Annotated in this window: 11 protein-coding genes, 3 tRNA genes and 3 pseudogenes; 7 read left to right on the plus strand and 10 right to left on the minus strand. The window is 62.2% G+C overall.

What is annotated here, in order from left to right; translation table 11 throughout:
• Positions 1 to 539: 539 nt before the first annotated feature.
• Together AB0N65_RS01925 and AB0N65_RS01930 are read right to left on the minus strand one after the other, a co-directional pair.
• Positions 540 to 3,269, minus strand: coding sequence for a hypothetical protein (locus AB0N65_RS01925; RefSeq protein ID WP_364156911.1), 2,730 nt, complete (start codon positions 3,267 to 3,269; stop codon positions 540 to 542).
• Positions 3,266 to 5,008 carry a hypothetical protein gene (locus tag AB0N65_RS01930; protein WP_364156913.1) on the minus strand — a complete coding sequence of 581 codons (1,743 nt, stop codon included), beginning with the start codon at positions 5,006 to 5,008 and terminating at the stop codon, positions 3,266 to 3,268. The genes AB0N65_RS01925 and AB0N65_RS01930 overlap by 4 nt, the downstream gene beginning before the upstream one ends.
• 370 nt (positions 5,009 to 5,378) lie before the next feature.
• On the opposite strand from AB0N65_RS01930, the pseudogene AB0N65_RS01935 reads away from it, so the two are divergent.
• Positions 5,379 to 5,843: pseudogene (locus AB0N65_RS01935) on the plus strand (hypothetical protein); the annotation flags it as partial.
• A gap of 88 nt (positions 5,844 to 5,931) precedes the next feature.
• On the opposite strand, the pseudogene AB0N65_RS01940 reads toward AB0N65_RS01935, so the two are convergent.
• Positions 5,932 to 6,264, minus strand: a pseudogene (locus AB0N65_RS01940) (DDE-type integrase/transposase/recombinase); the annotation flags it as partial.
• Between AB0N65_RS01940 and AB0N65_RS01945 the strand changes: the two are divergent.
• Together AB0N65_RS01945 and AB0N65_RS01950 are read left to right on the plus strand one after the other, a co-directional pair.
• Positions 6,265 to 6,495 (plus strand): annotated as a pseudogene (locus AB0N65_RS01945) (IS3 family transposase); the annotation flags it as partial.
• A gap of 295 nt (positions 6,496 to 6,790) precedes the next feature.
• Complete coding sequence (locus tag AB0N65_RS01950; protein WP_364156916.1) at positions 6,791 to 7,363, plus strand: hypothetical protein; 573 nt, start codon at positions 6,791 to 6,793, stop codon at positions 7,361 to 7,363.
• Positions 7,364 to 7,473: 110 nt separating this feature from the next.
• Here AB0N65_RS01950 and AB0N65_RS01955 read toward each other — a convergent pair whose 3' ends face one another.
• Positions 7,474 to 7,788: a helix-turn-helix transcriptional regulator gene (locus AB0N65_RS01955; RefSeq protein ID WP_364156918.1), complete on the minus strand. Its 315-nt coding sequence runs from the start codon at positions 7,786 to 7,788 to the stop codon at positions 7,474 to 7,476.
• Positions 7,789 to 7,894: 106 nt separating this feature from the next.
• On the opposite strand from AB0N65_RS01955, the gene AB0N65_RS01960 reads away from it, so the two are divergent.
• Entirely contained in the window at positions 7,895 to 9,085 is a 1,191-nt protein-coding gene (locus AB0N65_RS01960) for a transposase (protein WP_364156921.1), read from the plus strand.
• A gap of 281 nt (positions 9,086 to 9,366) precedes the next feature.
• On the opposite strand, the gene AB0N65_RS01965 is transcribed toward AB0N65_RS01960, so the two are convergent.
• The 3 genes from AB0N65_RS01965 to AB0N65_RS01975 form a co-directional block, all read right to left on the minus strand.
• Positions 9,367 to 9,442 (minus strand) — tRNA-Phe (locus tag AB0N65_RS01965).
• Positions 9,443 to 9,490: 48 nt separating this feature from the next.
• Positions 9,491 to 9,564: transfer RNA gene (locus AB0N65_RS01970), tRNA-Asp, on the minus strand.
• A gap of 102 nt (positions 9,565 to 9,666) precedes the next feature.
• Positions 9,667 to 9,739, minus strand: a tRNA-Glu gene (locus AB0N65_RS01975).
• A 234-nt stretch (positions 9,740 to 9,973) separates the two neighbouring features.
• Here AB0N65_RS01975 and AB0N65_RS01980 point away from each other — a divergent pair.
• Positions 9,974 to 10,942, plus strand: coding sequence for a DMT family transporter (locus tag AB0N65_RS01980; protein ID WP_364156924.1), 969 nt, complete (start codon positions 9,974 to 9,976; stop codon positions 10,940 to 10,942).
• Here AB0N65_RS01980 and AB0N65_RS01985 read toward each other — a convergent pair.
• Positions 10,939 to 11,862: a carbohydrate kinase gene (locus AB0N65_RS01985; RefSeq protein WP_364156927.1), complete on the minus strand. Its 924-nt coding sequence runs from the start codon at positions 11,860 to 11,862 to the stop codon at positions 10,939 to 10,941. The two genes, AB0N65_RS01980 and AB0N65_RS01985, sit on opposite strands and share 4 nt — an antisense overlap.
• Positions 11,807 to 12,922: a LacI family DNA-binding transcriptional regulator gene (locus AB0N65_RS01990; protein WP_364156929.1), complete on the minus strand. Its 1,116-nt coding sequence runs from the start codon at positions 12,920 to 12,922 to the stop codon at positions 11,807 to 11,809. The genes AB0N65_RS01985 and AB0N65_RS01990 overlap by 56 nt, the downstream gene beginning before the upstream one ends.
• 118 nt (positions 12,923 to 13,040) lie before the next feature.
• Here AB0N65_RS01990 and AB0N65_RS01995 point away from each other — a divergent pair, with 118 nt between their 5' ends.
• Together AB0N65_RS01995 and AB0N65_RS02000 are read left to right on the plus strand one after the other, a co-directional pair.
• Positions 13,041 to 13,532, plus strand: a complete 492-nt coding sequence (locus AB0N65_RS01995) for a metallopeptidase family protein (RefSeq protein WP_364156931.1) — start codon at positions 13,041 to 13,043, stop codon at positions 13,530 to 13,532.
• Between the two features lie 10 nt (positions 13,533 to 13,542).
• Positions 13,543 to 14,463 (plus strand): cation diffusion facilitator family transporter, encoded by a 921-nt coding sequence (locus AB0N65_RS02000; protein WP_364156934.1) that lies wholly within the window; start codon positions 13,543 to 13,545, stop codon positions 14,461 to 14,463.
• Positions 14,464 to 14,494: 31 nt separating this feature from the next.
• Here the strand turns inward: AB0N65_RS02000 and AB0N65_RS02005 are convergent, their stop codons facing one another.
• Positions 14,495 to 17,137, minus strand: a complete 2,643-nt coding sequence (locus AB0N65_RS02005; protein ID WP_364157019.1) for a PEP/pyruvate-binding domain-containing protein — start codon at positions 17,135 to 17,137, stop codon at positions 14,495 to 14,497.
• Between the last annotated feature and the right edge of the window lie 87 nt (positions 17,138 to 17,224).

A 17,224-nucleotide genomic window follows, 5' to 3' on the forward strand; every position in this document is an offset into this window, starting at 1 on the left:
TTCATCGGCCAACCGGCGACCGACCTTCGGCGCCAGCCATCGAGAAGGCTGCGTCGTGAAAAGCCCGGTTTGGGGAGTGTTTCGTTACCTCACCTAATGCACGTAAAGCACTACTAAGAACTCCTCTACGGCACCTTAGTGCTGTTCAACGGTCGGTTTAAGGCATCATGACGTCGCCGAGGGTTGTGGCTCCTCAGTCGCCTTCGCTGGAGGGTCGAACTTCGGGTGTAGCCTGTTGAATCCCATGCGGCAATCAGGGTCACGGACCTACACGCAGACTCCGGGATGGCGATTGCAGAGACACTGGCATCGCCGGTGTGTCCCCTACCAGTGCGCGGCCTGGTTGGGCGCACCCACTACACTCTCGTAGAGGGCAACTGCTTCCGTGCGGTTGCAACGGCCAGCTAGCGTCATCAGTCTGGCGACACCATCATTGTTGGGGAACCCGCAGAGGGAACCCTACAAGCTGGGGTAAAACAGTCAGTAATGTGCCAGGCAGTTTTGCCTTTCCGAATACGTCTGCTTTGACGGAGTGATTCTTACACTGCATCAGATGTTGTGCTGACTCTGATTGCTTCCGAGACTTCTCTGAGTTTGATTAGCCATTTAGGCCACGGCGGGTCGAAGGTGTCAATCCTGCGATCCACCTGCTGCACCATCACGACTCCTTCCTTGGCTTGCCGATCCCAGTAGGCCACGTCTGAACCGTTTCCGGCGAAACGGATTCGTAGGTAGGACCCGTCCAGCCCGCCGAGGAAGGCTGCAACTGCGAGCCGCTCTAACGCATGCCGCACCATGTCGTGAGTGAGAGACGAAATCGGTGCCAAAACTTCGAGCACATCAGATCTGTAATCGATGGTTCGTGCCCCGAGTCGTCGCCGGACATTGCGTTGTTTCCATTCAGCCGAGGTATTCCTAAGCCCAAGTGGACCCATAACAAAAACGATAAGTTCATCGGGGGTCGACTCCGTCGCGAGGTTGGTCACGACCGCCACGAGTTCTTGAACGAGCTCGAGTTGCGGCTGCGCGGTTGTGAAGAGGTTCCTATTGAGGTCGAAGTCGTCGTCGACGATCAGGCCGCGCACTTGGTCGCGCACGGCTGTGCGAGTATTCGGGTCCAAATCGAGGCCACTGGTTCGCGCTATCGCGCGCAGGGTCGTCGCCCGGACGTTGGTGTCCTCGAGCAGCTTGTCGACTTGAGTTCGTTCGTCGGCCTCAAGGTTTGTGAGAAGGCCTGGTGCGTCGGGCGTTCCCCAGATAAGCCGCCAGATGACTACTTGGGCTTTGACTGCGAGGTTGGGGTCGACGGCGCCGCGTTCCAGCAGGCTGGCGAGGAGGTTGCTGAAGATAGCCGCGTTCTTCGCGGACACGATGGGGCCGAGCTCGTCGGTGAAGGCACGGTCGCCGGTGGCAGCCGTGTACCGCTTCACGAAGCGGTTATAGGCCATGCGGGTTCGGGTGGTCACATTCAGGGAGCGGCGAGCGAGCTCATCGTCGAGTTCATTCTCGATATCCTCGGCAATTTCCGAGGCGTCTTGGGTTCCTTCGTCGGCGAGTTCAGAGTCGTCCTCCGCCCCGGCCCCCGCTGTGGTTGTTTCGACGCCGAGGTCCCCTAAACGTCCGGCGATGGCGGCGAGAATGAGTTGGATGTCGGTGAGTGGCTCTCCGGTGGATCGCCCGCTTTTGAGGTATCCGGTGAAGCGCGGATCGCGACGGACTCTGCTCCAGTCGAGGTCTTCCCAGCTGATGACTTCGCCGATGCCGCTCGAGGCCGCTGGCTGGCTGCCCGGTTGAGCAACACGCCAAGCAGAGACGGGGTCGAAGACCAGGCTGCTCTCCAATTCCTGGAGGAGCGCGTAGAGGTCGGCATCACGGTCGGGCAGGTTGCCGATTTGCTGCAACTGGTCCCGGCTGCCGGCCTTTTGTAGGCGTCCCCGGATAGCCGCCAGCTGGTACGGCCAGCTATAACTGGGTTTGGATGCATCCTTCCCGATTTGGATGGTGAGGGCGCCACCTTCGGCGACCACCGCGGCGGACTCATCATTGAGGTCAAACTCCACGATTTGGCCGTTCAAGCGCTTCCTTGTCCACATGACGCCCGCGCTGAAGGCGGAGATCACGAGCTCGAGTTCATCGTCGACGGCGCGGTCGAACATGATCGTGAGGCGGCGTCCGTCGAGTCGGCTCCACAGCACGACCGGATGTGCTGACGCTTCCACTGTCTCTTCAGTCGAGCGAAAAGTCAGGCCAATCGCTGTGGCGTCAGTGACGTCGCTGTGCCGCAGTTGGTCGTAGATCGCTGCGAAGCCGCCGGGGTCTACGGTGGTGATGATCCCGGCTTCAACGTTCCCATCGTGCGCCGTACGTAAGAGTGCGGATCGGGAGAGGTTGGCGGAGCCTGTCAGGATCGTCTCGGCGGTGTCGCCCTTGAGATGGATCCATTTGGCGTGTATGTAGGCCGCGGGGTCGGAGGCGACCTCGATGATCTCCAGCGCCGCATTCGTCGTCTTCGATAATGCCGAAACCAGACGTTTGGGGTCAACGGAAGTGTCCCTGCTGACCAGAACCCTGAGCCTCTCGGGTGTGAACAATTCCACGAGGCGCTCCAATGCCGCACATTCTGGGTCGTGGAACGGTGCGTGGGTGATAATCTCGCGGACCGGCCAGTCAACTACAGCGGCAAGCTGGTCGATCAGCGGCTGGTCGAGGTTGTGGCGCACGGCGGCGGATGCCATAGGTGCGGTGGGAAGCCAGGGAGCCATGCCCCAGAGCGTCTGGAGCAGGTCGACCGTTGGTGGATCCAGCAGCTCCCGAATGGCCAAACCTTCGATGAGAGCCCGTGCGGAAGCGAACTCATCCAGATGTTGGGGCTGCTCCTCGTGGTAGCGGAACACATGCCACAACTCGCCGGGCGAAGCGTAGCCATCGTGTCCGAGGTTCCCCGAACCAACCACGAGAACACCCTCGCGAGGCCCCAGGAGCAGGATGAGCTTGGCGTGTGCTGCCCTAGAGTGGCGAATCGGCGCCGCCAGGTAGGACCGGTTGGCCATCCTTAAGCGCTGCCCAGTCGTGGCAGCTTCGGCGAGTTTCTCCCCCAACCTTCGACCGTCGCCCAGCACCAACCGCAACGGTACTCGGGCCAGTTGGCCAGCCAAGCGATGTTCGAAGAAACCGAGGTCCGCGCCGTAAGTGAGGATCAACGAGCTGGACCACTGGCCTTGTAGGAGCTCGGGCAGGACCAGTGTGGGCTGCGGAGTGCTGTCCTTCATGACGCCCGCCCCGGCTGGGATGCGTACTCACTCACTGCCTCCTCCAGCGCACCGGTCGGTAGATCTCCGTCTCGGAGGAGACGGCGGCCCGCCGACGTCAACCTGTGTGCCGGGTCGCGGAGCGCGGAGACCAGGCCGAGTTCGTGGACGGTCGCACTTAGGGCGTCGAACCGGCTGTTGTTGAATTGGGCGGGCGCCTCCTGCACGAAGAACCGAATGTGGTCTCCGACCCGTCGGAAACGGAAGGTGTCGTCCGGGAGCTTGCTCGTGGCGACGCGTTCGTGCTGCACTATCACGAAGTCCTTGATCACCCACTTCGCCAGCTCCGACATAGTGGCGCCGGCTATGACCTTGCTGTGCATCAACGTGAAGAATCGGGCCATGCCGATGCGCAGCGACCGGCCTTCGGCGACTAGGTCCTGATCAGCGGTTAGCTCGGCAGTTCGGATAGGGGTCCCGAACCGTCGATACAATAACAGCAGCAGCGCGAGCATGGCGACCACAGTCTCAGCGTCGTCATCGACGTTGTGGCACGAGTCGTAAAGTGCCTGCTCGTCAAGCAGCTCGGCCCGCGGCCACGGAGCGTCGAGGCCAGGTTCCAGATCGACGATCGAAGACATCGCATCGACGAACACGGCCACAGACGTCCCGGCACCGACGACTCCTTGGCCTCCAAGGTGGCGATCTGTTGCGAATCCGTTGTTGTCGAGAGCATCGTCGATCAGGTTCCACAGTCGGGCAGCGGGGACCAAGCTGAGGCCGTCGGCGGACTCCTGAAGGCCTCGACGCACGACCCAGCCGAAGAGTCGGTTGAAGGCGAAGGAGAAGTACTCTCGGGCCTGGTAGATCCGCCACCTGCGGGCCACAGCCACCAAATCGGACTGAGGCTCATAGATCGCATCTCCGAGGGTGCGAAAGTAGATAAGTTCGCGGAACTGAGTTCGGCCGATTCCCACATCCTGGCTGGGCTGGCTCAGGTCGAGAATCAGCCGCAGTGTGTTCCGGCGAGCTGCAGACTCCGCGGGCGCACCGGCATGGAGGAACAGGTCCTGCAGGAGCGGCAGGTCGAATTCGTCTGCGACCCGCAGTTGACACAAGCAGGCCTGTCGGGCGAACGCGACCAGGTCATCGCGGGGGACCACGGCGTCCAGTCCATCGTCCACCATGCGCTGCCCCAAGACTGTGGCTTTGACGGCCCGGCCAAAGGCCGCAGCCAGCGCCTTGCCCACGGGGGTCGGCGCGTCAAACGGGAAACCGTTGGCCGGGCCGGCCACGACCAGGGCGCCCATCATCTCCATGGTGGAGCGGTAGTACAGCCCGTATCCGCCGAGCGGTTCCTTGATGTAGTCGAACTGCGGATCAAACTCATCACGATCTGCCAGGCCTCGGACCCGCATCGACCCTACGATGTTGCCGCCCAACGTGGCGTGCTCGAGCGCGTCACAGACGTGACAAGCCATCGCGAAGAGAGCCTCCCGAGGCCGATAAAAATCGCGAAACGCTGCCCGGGTACGCGGCAACTCAGTGCCCCAAAAGGTGTCCAGGACCCATGAGTAGAACGACCAGTAGCGCGGATGAATCGTCAGCACGTTGACGCCCGGCGACAACAGCGGCAGGATCCGGTCCGAACTTACCGAGCCCAGACCTAGGTGGTCCTGACCGCCCCGCGGCGCGAAAGCCCGGGCACCCCAAACCGGCCCTGTCTGCTCCCAACCCCACTTGTCCGACGGCTGCGCCATGTTGGCAGTCTGACACAACGCCCTGACATTGCCACAACGATTACCGCGCCACGGGTAAAGACTCCAGCGGCCTTTGCCGGCGCTGGTTGGAATGGAAAGCCACACCGATCTTCCAGAGCCTTCATGAAGATGCTGCCGACTTCGGAACACAGCCTCGAGATGTCGCAGACGCCCTAGGGATCTCCGTGCCCTCCTCTACCGATGGATTCCGGCAGCAGCCGCAGCCAAGGCACCAAAGAAGTAATCCCTGTGTTAAGTCGCTTCGCCCGTTAGCATCATTAGGTGATAAAAAACCAAGTGATCGACAGATGATGGAACTCGCCGTTGATCGAGCACGCAATCTGTCAGTGAGCCTGGTCGTAAATCACCGAAGGTGGGCGCAGTTGTTGTCAGTCCAAGTGGAGTTCCCATCGATGAGGCATACCGCGGAGAAGAAGACCCAGGTGATCACGCGGAGTACGTGCTCCTTGAGAAGAAGCTTAAGGACGCGACGCTCGTTGGCCCAACCCTTTACACGACGTTGGAACCTTGTACCACGCGAAACCATCTAAAAGTGCCATGTGTTGAGCGCGTCATTGAGCGTCGCTTCAAGCGAGTCGTCATCGGTATGCTCGACCCGAACCCAGCCATCCGGGGCCTGGGCTACTTCGCGTTACGCGATGCCGGTATCGACGTCGTTCTATTCGACGACGTCAACCTGGTCGCTCAACTCGAGGAACTGAACCGTGACTTCATTCGCGACATAAAAAGCAAAGGACCGAACCCGCGGTTGCTACGACTATCGACGGTCGGCCACTTCCGCGAAGGGGCACACGTTGATTCAGTTCGCTTGTAAATGGGCCACAATTGGGGCACCAGCTACGCTGGCAGTCCCTCAGCCATAATGTGGGACTGCCCCGGTTTGTTGACTCGGGGCCTTAGGCCGCCAGCCGGAGGTCTTGCCGGGCGACCCACCGCTGGGGGTCCAGGACAGTCTTTTGCAGCAGCAGAAGAACGATTCCATGGCGGCGTTGTCGGGACGTACCGACCCGGCCCATCGACCCTGTCAGGCCATGGTGTCGGAGTGATTTAACAAAACGGCGAGAGCGCAATTGGGACCCTCGGGCCGAGTGCACTATGATTCCTGTCTGGCGGCGTGCCCGCACCGCTTTCTCTAGTACGGCCACGGCCAGCGAGGACTTCGTCCGCAAGTCCAGCAAATAACCGACGATCCTGCCGGAATAGACGTCTTTCACGGCGCAGAGGTAGAGCTTGCCCCGGCATTCGGGTACCGGTTTGTCGCCGACGAAATTCCCGAGAAAGGCATCACGGCCGGCGAGAACAAGGTCCGACGGTTATGCAGGGACCATGGCATCCGGTCCGTGTTCTTAACAATCGTGGCCTGAACCGCAAACCCAGGGCCGCCGGTCCACGACGACCTGGTAGAGCGGAACTTCACTGCCGCGGCTCCCAACGAGCCGTGGCTGACAGACATCACCGAACATCCCACTGCCGGGTCGTCGACATCGATATCCAAGGCGGTGTTGACCAGGTGCGCATCGATCCAGTCCCGTTCCGACACCGGGCTGGCTCGCCACCGGTGTTCCAGTGGCGGTGACCTGCAGGGTGTTGAAGTTCGGCAAGCAAGGCTACGTCCCACCGCGACCGCATTACGCCAAAGGGCTTTGCGAAATGCACTATCGACAAGAACATCGGAAAAAGCCCACTTGCAAGGTAGCAGGTTGTCGGACGCGGCTGGAGTCCGGATATTCGCGCCAAGGCTATTGCCGGATGCATGAACCAATGCTGCTGCAAGAGCCCATCCGGACGCCCGAAGCGATGGCCCGCACACTGAGCAACTTCCTGAGCCAAATTGCCCCAACTCAGGAAGGTCTGGCGGGCCTGTTCGGATGCTGGCCCTGGACAGGGAGAATTAACAAGGTGGGTGTCAGCCCAACGGGTGAAGTGCGGCCCGGCTACGGCGTCATCAGCATAGACAATCATGAGTGGCTTGCCCATCGATACTCCTATGGACTCTTCATGGGCGGCCATGGGAACCGCCTGACGCTCGACCATGTGTGCCGCAACTCCCTGTGCGTGCGCCCTGACCACATGGTGCCGATGACTTCGCGCCGCAACAGCGAACTGGAACACCATCGCGCATCCGACACCCCTGACCTTGTCATTAAGGATCTCTTCGGAATCAAGCAAATGAGCGAGCAGACAGTGCTGTGGGCCATGCTTCAGGGATTGCCCATTGGTCGGGCCACTCCCGGTGGAGAGCCCTTCGCGTACGGGCTGGACGGTCAGCCGTTCGAGAACGTGGCCGGACCCGCAGTCAATCCGCCCATAAAGCAACTGTTCCGGCGTAGGTAACGCTTGACGCCAAAGTACCCACGCCCAATGCCGGGCCCCTGGGCGCGCACGTCTGCGACAGAGCGCAATCGTCCAGCCCGGGCAAAGGTCATCCAATGGCTCCCGTTCCCCTATGGCTTGCTCATCGCCCTGCTTCCACCCCGGTATGGGTTGACGAATGGGCGGCTCCGGGCAGGGACAAACAGGTCCGTGATGTCACAGTCAAGGACGGCCGCGATGTCCCACAACCGCTCATAGGCAACACTCTTCCGGCCCCACTCGATTCCGATGATCATAGTGCGACTCAGACCTGATTCCAGCGCCAGGGCCTCTTGTGACAAACCCTGCTCAAGGCGAATCTCCCGGATGCGACCCCCGACAAGCGCCCGCCGATCAGCCCATCGGAGCGTTTGCTCTTCTGAAGACTGCTGCGGACGTATAGGCACTATTCAATGCCAGTTGAAGTACACTTGCTTTGTCTGCCGCACTAGTAACACATGGCAGAACTAGGCGCCTATCGAGGGGGTGGCTTTCGCCACATGAAGACCGCGGGTGGACGAAATCATCCGGTCGTATAAGTTCCGGATGTATCCGACGTCGAAGCAGGAAGCACTGCTGCGGGCCATGCTCGCCGACCACAGGGACCTCTACAACGCCGCCCTGCAGGAGCGCAGAGAAGCTTGGAAGAGAAGGAAGCAAGTCTGGTTCAAGGACCAGGATGCGCAGCTGACGGCGATACGCGCGAGCGACCCCGATCAGGCTCGATGGTCCTACTCCGCCCAGGAACAGACGCTCCGTCGTCTGGACAAAGCTTTTAAAGCATTCTTCCGCCGGATTCGGGCCGGGGAGAATAAGGCGGGCTACCCAAGGTACAAGGGTCCGCGCCGGTTCACCTCCGTGGAACACCGCAACGGTGATGGGGCCAAGTGGGATTCAGTTACCCATCCCACACAGACCCGAGCCATGTTTCAGGGCGTTGGTCACGTCAAGGTCAAACAACATCGTCCAGTTATCGGGAAGGTAAAGCGACTTTCAGCGCAACTCGACGGCGATCGGTGGTTTGTTCACCTCGTCGCCGAGCAAGAACAACCCGCTCCACTTCCGAAAACCGGCGCGATGATTGGGCTGGATCTCGCAACCGGAAAGAACGGACTGGCCTTCACCTCTCTCGGGCATCGCATCGAGAACCCGACGTTCGGGGCCACTTCAGCAGGCAAAATCGCCAGCGCCCAGCGCCAGGTATTTAGGTGCCAACGCGGCTCCCGGAGGCGCCTGAAGGCATGGGATAGAGTTGCCCGCCTCTACCAAAAGACACGCAATCAACGCCGAGACTACCTCCACAAGACTGCCCGACAACTCGTGGATGCTTACGATGTCATAGTCGTGGAGGCCCTTAAGCCGGTCAATATGACCCGACGGGCCGCACCCCGTCCTGACGGAAACGGCGGATACCTCCCGAATGGAGGAAACTCAAAGACCGGCCTCAACCGGTCCATACGCGATGCAGGTTGGGGTCTGTTCCTGGATCTGATTTGCGCCAAGGCTGAAAGCGCCGGGCGCGAGTTCATTCAAGTGAACCCCGCCTACACCTCTCAAACCTGCAGTGCATGCGGGCATCGAGAGCCGGCCAATCGAGACCACAAGATCTTTCTGTGTATTTCGTGCGGGCACCGTGATGACGCTGACATCAATGCAGCGTTGAACATACTCAGGGCCGGACTGGCCCTGCGGGATGCCGCGTAAGCAGTATCACGAGAAGCCCGGTTCTTGGGAGAAGTCACAGCCGTCGGTAAATCCCAGAGAGTCAGGGAGTTGTCACACTCGAATAGGGGTTGTCCCCCCCCGGCATGCTGCGCGGGTGGGGCCGGGAGGCAGCGTCGGGCCGCCAGCTACCATGGGAATACCAGAGCCCTGGCTCAAAACTCTCCCGATTCGACCCGATCCAAGCCGAATCCTGACTCTGCATCAGACAAAGAAAAACCCCGCCAGATTCCCAATATGACTGGGAACTGCGGGGTTTTCGCTGGTGGCTCCGACCGGCGTCGATCCGGTGACCTTTCGATTTTCAGTCGAACGCTCTACCAACTGAGCTACAGAGCCTAGGTGACATGTCACCATGAGAACCGGAATTGCTTCCGGCGCTCAGAGCGACCCTGACGGGACTTGAACCCGCGACCTCCGCCGTGACAGGGCGGCGCGCTAACCAACTGCGCTACAGGGCCTTGCTTGCGGCATCTCTACCGCGTCGCAGTATCTCTACTGCATTTTTTTCAAGGCTTCCAGCTTACCAGACTTTTTCAGTCCGATTTACCACTTGCCTTGCGTACCCCCAACGGGATTCGAACCCGTGCCGCCGCCGTGAAAGGGCGGTGTCCTAGGCCGCTAGACGATGGGGGCCTGAACTCAATTCGGATTTTGCAGCAGGAAACAACGCTTTATGCGTTCTTTTCAGCTCTCGCTCGTCCGAACTGGACTCTAAAACTTTAGAGCATAGTCACCGATATTCCCAAATCGAGGGCGGCGTGACCTCGGACACGTCGCCGGGGCCGCCGTAAAACAATGGCAGTTTCTTGCCGTGACGCGACCGAAAACCGCCAGCCGAGCCCACCGGCCCGGGGCTAGATTGGCTCTATGACAACCACAACCCCGGCCGAACCCGGCCAGCCGTCCTCCGACCTGCCTCCGCGCAACACCCCCGCGCCGGCAGCACGGATCAGCAAATCGGGCATCATCGCCGTTGCCGTGACCGTAATCCTGTGGGCCTCTGCGTTCGTGGGGATCCGCGCAGTGGGTCCAAACTTTTCACCCGGGTCCTTGACCCTCGGACGGCTGGCGGTTGCCGCCGTCGTTCTTGGAATCGTGGTGCTGCCGTCGCTGAAGGTGTGGCCAAGCGGCCGTGAGTGGCTGCCAATCGTCGCGTACGGCGTGATGTGGTTCGCCGGTTACAACGTGGCCCTGAACGCGGCGGAACACATGCTCGACGCCGGCACCAGCGCCATGCTGATCAATGTGTCGCCGATCCTCATCGCGGTCCTTGCGGGCGTGGTCCTCAAGGAGGGCTTCCCGCGGTGGCTGCTGATCGGAAGCGGCGTAGCGTTCTGCGGCGTCGCGATGATCGCCTTGGGTTCCGGACAACGTTCGACGGCGGATGTCGCCGGTGTGCTGTTGTGCCTGCTTGCCGCTGTGCTTGCCTCGGTTAGCGCGATCCTGCAAAAGCCGGTGCTGCGGAAATTCACCGCCGGGCAGGCAACGTGGTTCGGCATCATGGTGGGCACGGTCTGCTGCCTGCCGTGGACGGGGCAATTGGTGGGTGAGATCCAATCGGCGCCCCTGCCGGCCACCCTCGGGCTGGTCTACCTGGGCATTTTCCCCACGGCCATCGCCTTCACCACCTGGGCTTACGCCCTGTCCTTGATCTCCGCCGGGAAGCTGGCCGCCACTACGTACCTGGTCCCCGGGACCACGATCCTGATCTCCTGGGCGGTGCTGCAGGAAGTCCCCACGATTTGGGGGCTGATCGGCGGTGTGGTGTGTTTGCTCGGCGTGGCCCTCACGCGGCGCACGTCCAAGCCGAGGACGGGCGCCGCGGCGAAAAGCTAGCGTGCCATGCCGGCGAGGAGCTCGCGATGCGTGGGCGGGTTGGCGCCGGGACGGCCCACGGTGATGGACGCGGCCATGGACGCCGTGGTGCCGATTCGTTCCAGCACGGTGGGAGCCAGCCCGTCGCTGCCCCGCAGGAGCAACCCCATGATGAGCGCCGACATGTAGGAATCACCCGCGCCGATGGTATCCGCGACGTCGGAGGGGATGGCCGGCACATTGAGCTGCATCTGCCGGGTGGCCATCAACGAACCGTTGGGACCCTGGGTCACCACCGCCAGTCCCGTTCCAAGGGCCAGGAGGTGACCGGCGGTGTCCTCCAGGGCCTTGCCCGGGTACAGCCAGCGGGCGTCATCCTCGCTCAACTTCACGACGTCAGTGAGCGGCACCAGTTCCTCGAACAGCGACAGCGCCTCGTGGTGGCTGCCCAGAAGGTCGGTGCGGATATTGGGATCATAGGTAACCATGCACCCGCCCTGCGCCTGCTCCAACAAGCTGCGGACCACGTGCGCGCCGGGCTCAAGGAACGTGGCGATGGATCCGGTGTGCAGGATCTTCGGGGCGTAGGGCAGCGTGATCGGTGCGAGGGCCCAGTCAATGTCGAACGTGTACTCCGCGGAGCCATCGGCGGCAATCTGTGCGGTAGCCGTCGCCGTCTTGCCCAGTGATTTCGACCCGGGCAGCAAAACCACACCGGCGCTTTGGAGGTGCTCAGTGATAGCGTCGCCGCGCTCGTCGCGGCCGATCGCCGTCAACAGGCCGGCTTTAACGTCCAGGCGGCCGAGTCCGTAGGCGACGTTTGCCGGTGACCCACCGGGGTATTCGGTCTGCCCGTCCGGTGATTGCACGATGTCGATGAGCGCCTCACCAACCACGACGACGTCGAGGGGCTCGGGTGCGAGGGAAGGGTTGGCGGTCATACGGTTCCTGTTCGTTGGTTGGGAGGTGCGAGGGTTGGGCCACGGAATGCCGTTCGACCAAAGGGCATTCGAACAATTCAGTGTGACCCGGGGAGGGCATGCCTGAGAGGATCAGCTCCACGGCACGCCGTCCCATGTCGATAAAGGGAAGTTCAAGGGTAGTCAGTCCCGGCCGGAGGTAGGGCGCCAGGGAATCCTGGTTGTCGAAGCCCACCACGGAAACATCCTTCGGAACGGACAAACCGAGGGAAGCGAGCGCCTGGTAGGCGCCCCAGGCTGTTCGGTCGTTGCCGCAGAAGATGGCGGTTGGCGGATTCCCGTCTTCCATCAGGGCAAGCGTGTTGCGGTAGCCGCCGTCTTCGTGCCCGTCGCCCGGACGGTGGAGTTCGTCGTCGGGCTGGATGCCTGCCTCGGCCAGCGCCTTCCGGTAGCCTTCAAGACGCCCGACGACGGCCGGCAGCCCTTCTTCGACGTCGCCGATGTTGATGAAAGCAACCCGGCGGTGGCCGGCGTCGAGCAGCCGCTTGGTGGCGGTGTAACCTCCCAGCACTTCGGACGGCGCGATGCTCGGGAACCTGCCGCTCCGGTCCTGGGCATTAAGTACGACGGCGGGAACCTCACCCAAGGCGCGCGGGACATCGACCATTCGGTGATACATGGACGCGTAGACAACCCCGGCCACCTTGTGCGAGAGCATGGCCTCCAAGGAAGCGGCTTCGAGGTCGTGGTCCCCGCCGGTGTTGATGGTGAGCAGGAGCATCCCGGCTTCCCATGCCCTGGCTTGGGCACCCTCGATGATCTTGCCGGCGAACGGCGCTGTGGCCACGTGGTCTCCCACGAAGCCGATCATTCCGGCTACGCCGTCGCGCAGGACTTTCGCGTGCGCATTGGTGCGGTAGCCCATTTGCTGCGCAGCTTCGTGCACGCGTTGCCGGGTGTGCTCGGAAAACCTTGCCCCGCCGGCGTCGTTGAGGACCAACGAAACCGTCGCTTGCGACACTCCGGCAGCGGCCGCGACGTCGTGCATCGTGGGGCCGTGCTTATTGCCTTGGCGGGTCATGGGTACCTGTCGTCGGATGGGAGTCGATGGGGTTAGTTATACGCATAACCGAACCCGGAAAACTGTATCTCCCATCACACATAGCGTCAATGGTGGTTCCGCGGACTACAGTCGAATCATGCCCGTGAATCTTCCTCCCGGCCTGCCCATCGTTCCTGACGGCGAGCGCCCGTCATCACCGCTCTCGGACCGCAATGCCGTACACAGTCCTGTCGAGGAAGAAGGGCTCCCCGATGGTGCTCCGTTCGAGATGTCCCCGGAGGAATTCGAGGAAGCCGTGAGCGATGCCCTCCAACTGATACCGCCCAAAGCGGCCAGTGCCATGGACAACGTCGCGATTTTCATCGAGGACGACTACACGCCGCAACCGGGTGAAGACCCGGACACCGTCCTGCTGGGACTGTATGAGGGCGTGCCGTTGACCGAGCGTGATTCGTGGTGGGAAGCGGGCTCCCTGCCGGATCGGATCACGATTTTCCGCCAGCCCATCCTGGATATCTGCACTACGCGCGGGGAAGTGATCGATGAAGTAGCCATTACGGTGGTCCACGAGATCGCGCACCACTTCGGCATCGACGACGACCGCCTGCATGAGCTCGGCTGGGGCTAGCCTTATAAACATGGGGCACGACCACAACCACTCCCACGGAGTAACAGCTACGGGCAAACACCGCAAGCGGCTTATTGCCGTACTGGCCATCACCTTGGGCGTGGTGGGCATCCAGGTGGTTGGCGCCGTTTTGTCGGGCTCGTTGGCATTGCTTGCCGACGCAGGCCACATGCTGTCCGACGCAGCAGGTGTCTTCATAGCCCTCATGGCCGCTTGGATCGCGACGCGACCCGCAAGCGACCAGCGCACCTACGGCTACCAACGGGCTGAAGTGCTGGCCGCGTTGGCCAATGCCCTCATCCTTATCGTCATCGCCGTGGTTATCATGATTGAGGCCGTCAGGCGGTTCGGGGAGTCACCCGAGATCCACACAGACGTGATGCTGTGGGCTGCGGTCCTGGGTGCTGTGGCCAACCTCGTTTCCCTCCTGATCCTGCAGGGCGCCCAAAAGGAGAGCCTTAACGTCCGGGGCGCCTACCTGGAGGTCCTCGGCGACCTCCTCGGCTCCATCGCCGTCATCGCGGCAGCCGTCGTCATCATGACCACCGGTTTCACTGCCGCGGACCCCATCGCCTCACTGCTCATCGCGGTCATGATCATCCCCCGCGCCTGGCATTTGCTGCGGGACGTAGTGGACGTCCTGCTGGAGGCCACGCCCAAGGGTGTGGAAGTGAACATGATCCGCGAGCATATCCTGGCCGTGGATGGCGTGGTGGACGCGCACGATATCCACATCTGGACCATTACCTCCGGGGTGCCGGTTTTTTCCGCGCATGTTGTGGTGGAGGACGCCGTCCTGAATGCCACAGGGGCAGACAGCATCCTCGACCAATTAGGGTCTTGCTTGGGCAGGCACTTCGATACAGATCACTGCACGTTCCAACTGGAGCCCGTCAGCCATTCCGAGCACGAGTCGCACCAACACGCCTAGGCCGGCAGGCCAGCCTGCGAACCCCTTGTCTCTACGATTCCTTGGTCACCGTCCCTGCGGCTCCGTCCACTGTGATGCGTTGGCCTGAACTGATGCGCGTGGTTGCGTCGGGCACGCCGACCACGGCGGGGATGCCGTATTCGCGGGCCACAACAGCGCCGTGCGAATTGGGGCCGCCCATCTCCATGACCAGTGCGCCGGCGGTCAGGAACAATGGCGTCCACCCGGGGTCGGTTGACGGAGCCACGAGGATCTCCCCCGGTTCCAGATGAGCGCCCACGGGGTCCAGGATGACGCGGGCCGGCGCTGTGATGACACCAGCGGAGGCGGGCGAACCTGCAAGGGTGCCCGGAGTGCTGCGGTGACCATGAACCGGCGTCGAAGCAGCTTCAGGCTCCGTTCCGTCGGACAACAATACGCGGGGTATGTGACGACGACGAAGCTCACGTTCATATGCCTCCCGGCGCTCGGCCACCAGTCCGTGCACGGGTGAACCGCCCAAAGCCAGTTCAACCTCGTTAAGGTCCAGGAAGAAGATGTCCTCCCCGGAGGCAATCCGTCCGGAGCCCTCCAGTTCCTTGCCCACAACCAATAACTGTTCCCTGGCGGCCGCAAGCCCGAGGACGAGGTTGTACTTGGGCAGCTCCCGCATCCCCGCGAACCTGCGAGTGCGGTCCAAGGCTGTTCGCACGAGCTTGGCGTGCAGCGGGCTCTTCAGCCTTGCCCGCGCAACCAGCCGCGCGGCTTGCTTGTCCGCTTCCCGGGCTGCTTTGTCGAACTGCTGGCTGGGTGCAGACGCGCCATCTTCAAGCCTCAAATAATTGGCCAGGACACCCACAATATGGGTTGGGTCCTCGGCCCAGCGGGGCATGCCGAGGTCGATCTCGGCCACGGCTCTATGGCCATAGCGGCCCAGGAATGACCCCAGTCCGGCCTGGGCAACGGCAGGAAGTCTTCCGTCCTTGTACTGCCGGGCAAGCTCGGCCGCCGACAACCCGCTGAAGGCAGCTACGGCGTCGGGGTCTTCCCGAAGCTCCGACGCAAGCTGCCAGAGTGCGAGGTCCATCTCCGTGGTGACGTTGTTGGGGAGTCCCCGGATTACAGTTTGCAGGTCCGCGTATGAAGCCTGCTCACCGAGCAGTTTGCCCACCAGTGCCAACATCGCGAACCCCACCGCGGGAAGCGGCAAGACGCGCGGCACTGTGGCAAAGACCTCGGTCCCGAGGATCCGTTCGGCGTGGGCGACACGTTGTTGCGGGGTGGCGTCAGCGGGAACCTGGAATGCATCGCGGAGTTCCCCGTTGAGCTGCCCTACCCGTTTCATGGCGGCGTCGGGACGGAAAAGCGCCCGGGCCACGGATTCAGGCACCTTGTACTTGGCGGCCACCGTGCCAACGTGCCGGATAACCCTGAGCGGAGTTTTGATGGTCACAGGGAATCGTGGGTCATCGAACAGGCCGCGGATCAGCCTGGCTGATCTGGCCTCCATGATGTCGAAGACCCGTGGAACGATCGCCCGCCCCACACGGCTCCGCAGCACCGACGTGAAGTCGAAGAAGATTCGCTGGCCGGCCTCGTAGTACGGCGATGGACCCGAGCGTGGGTCCGGGACGTCGAAAGCCGCTGTGCGGGCCACGCACGATGCGATGAGCCGGATGCCTGCCAATCCCATGGGCGTGAGCGGCCGCGTCAGGCCTTGGGCCAGGCTGAAGTTCAGGAAAGCCTGGTCTGCGGGGGCACCGGATTTGCGGGAAGGCTGCGGGTACAAGGTGGTGATCGGCCGAGCTTGCGTCAGCCAGATCTTCCCCGAAGCATCCATGGCCCACTCCGTATCCTGTGGGGCTCCGTAGTGGGCCTCCACACGCCTGCCCAACGCGGCAAGGTCCTTGATGCGTTCATCGCTGAGGCAGGGTTGGCTTTGGGCCGAGGCCTCCGTCCGTTCAATACGTTCCGTGCCCCCGCCCGGCAGGGATCGTATCTCCACCTGACGATCACCCACCGTCCGCTTGAGAATGGAGTTGTTCTGCGTGTCCACCAAGTACTGATCCGGATTCACAGCCCCGGAAACCACGGCCTCGCCCAAACCCGGGCTGGCATCGATGACAGCTTCATGGCGCTTCCCCGTCACAGGGTTGGCGGTGAACATGACACCGGCAATCGCCGAGTCAACCATTTCCTGAACGACGACGGCCAAGGTCACCGCGGAATGGTCGATGCCGTTGGTGGTCCTGTAGGCTACGGCCCGATCCGTCCACAACGAGGCCCAGCATCGACTCACAGCGTCAAGGACTGCATCCACTCCTACGACATTCAGGAACGTGTCCTGTTGCCCGGCGAAACTCGCGAACGGCAGGTCCTCGGCAGTGGCTGACGATCTCACCGCAACGGGAACACGCTCTCCCAAGGTCCGGTAGGCAGCAGTCACTGCCCCGGCGACCTCCGCCGGGACTCCGGCTTCCAGAACCATGGACCTGGCACGGGCAGCGAGGGCATTCAGGTGGTCGACGTCCCCGGCATCGGACATCTGCAGTGCCGCAGCGACTTCCTCCATGCCCGTTGCCTGGTGCACCTGCCGATAGGCCGCCGTAGTGAGGCAGAAGCCGGGCGGAACGGGAAAGCCTGCGCCGCTCAGTTCGCCCAGGTTGGCGGCTTTGCCACCAACCTCCGGCAGCATGTTTGAGCGGATGCTCCCGATGTTGAGAATGAACTCCGATTCGGGTGAACCGGAGTCCGTCCTGCCGTCTGCCATGTGTGGTCCGGG

This window comes from Paenarthrobacter sp. NPDC089322, from assembly GCF_040684895.1.
GTDB lineage: Bacteria > Actinomycetota > Actinomycetes > Actinomycetales > Micrococcaceae > Arthrobacter.

Excerpts from the sequence above, each read along its gene's own strand:
- AB0N65_RS01925 (WP_364156911.1), bottom strand. The coding sequence starts at position 3,269 with ATGAAGGACAGCACTCCGCAGCCCACACTGGTCCTGCCCGAGCTCCTA.
- AB0N65_RS01930 (WP_364156913.1), bottom strand. The coding sequence starts at position 5,008 with ATGGCGCAGCCGTCGGACAAGTGGGGTTGGGAGCAGACAGGGCCGGTT.
- AB0N65_RS01950 (WP_364156916.1), top strand. The coding sequence starts at position 6,791 with ATGCTGCTGCAAGAGCCCATCCGGACGCCCGAAGCGATGGCCCGCACA.
- AB0N65_RS01980 (WP_364156924.1), top strand. The coding sequence starts at position 9,974 with ATGACAACCACAACCCCGGCCGAACCCGGCCAGCCGTCCTCCGACCTG.
- AB0N65_RS01985 (WP_364156927.1), bottom strand. The coding sequence starts at position 11,862 with ATGACCGCCAACCCTTCCCTCGCACCCGAGCCCCTCGACGTCGTCGTG.
- AB0N65_RS01990 (WP_364156929.1), bottom strand. The coding sequence starts at position 12,922 with ATGACCCGCCAAGGCAATAAGCACGGCCCCACGATGCACGACGTCGCG.
- AB0N65_RS01995 (WP_364156931.1), top strand. The coding sequence starts at position 13,041 with ATGCCCGTGAATCTTCCTCCCGGCCTGCCCATCGTTCCTGACGGCGAG.
- AB0N65_RS02000 (WP_364156934.1), top strand. The coding sequence starts at position 13,543 with ATGGGGCACGACCACAACCACTCCCACGGAGTAACAGCTACGGGCAAA.
- AB0N65_RS02005 (WP_364157019.1), bottom strand. The coding sequence starts at position 17,137 with ATGCTGCCGGAGGTTGGTGGCAAAGCCGCCAACCTGGGCGAACTGAGC.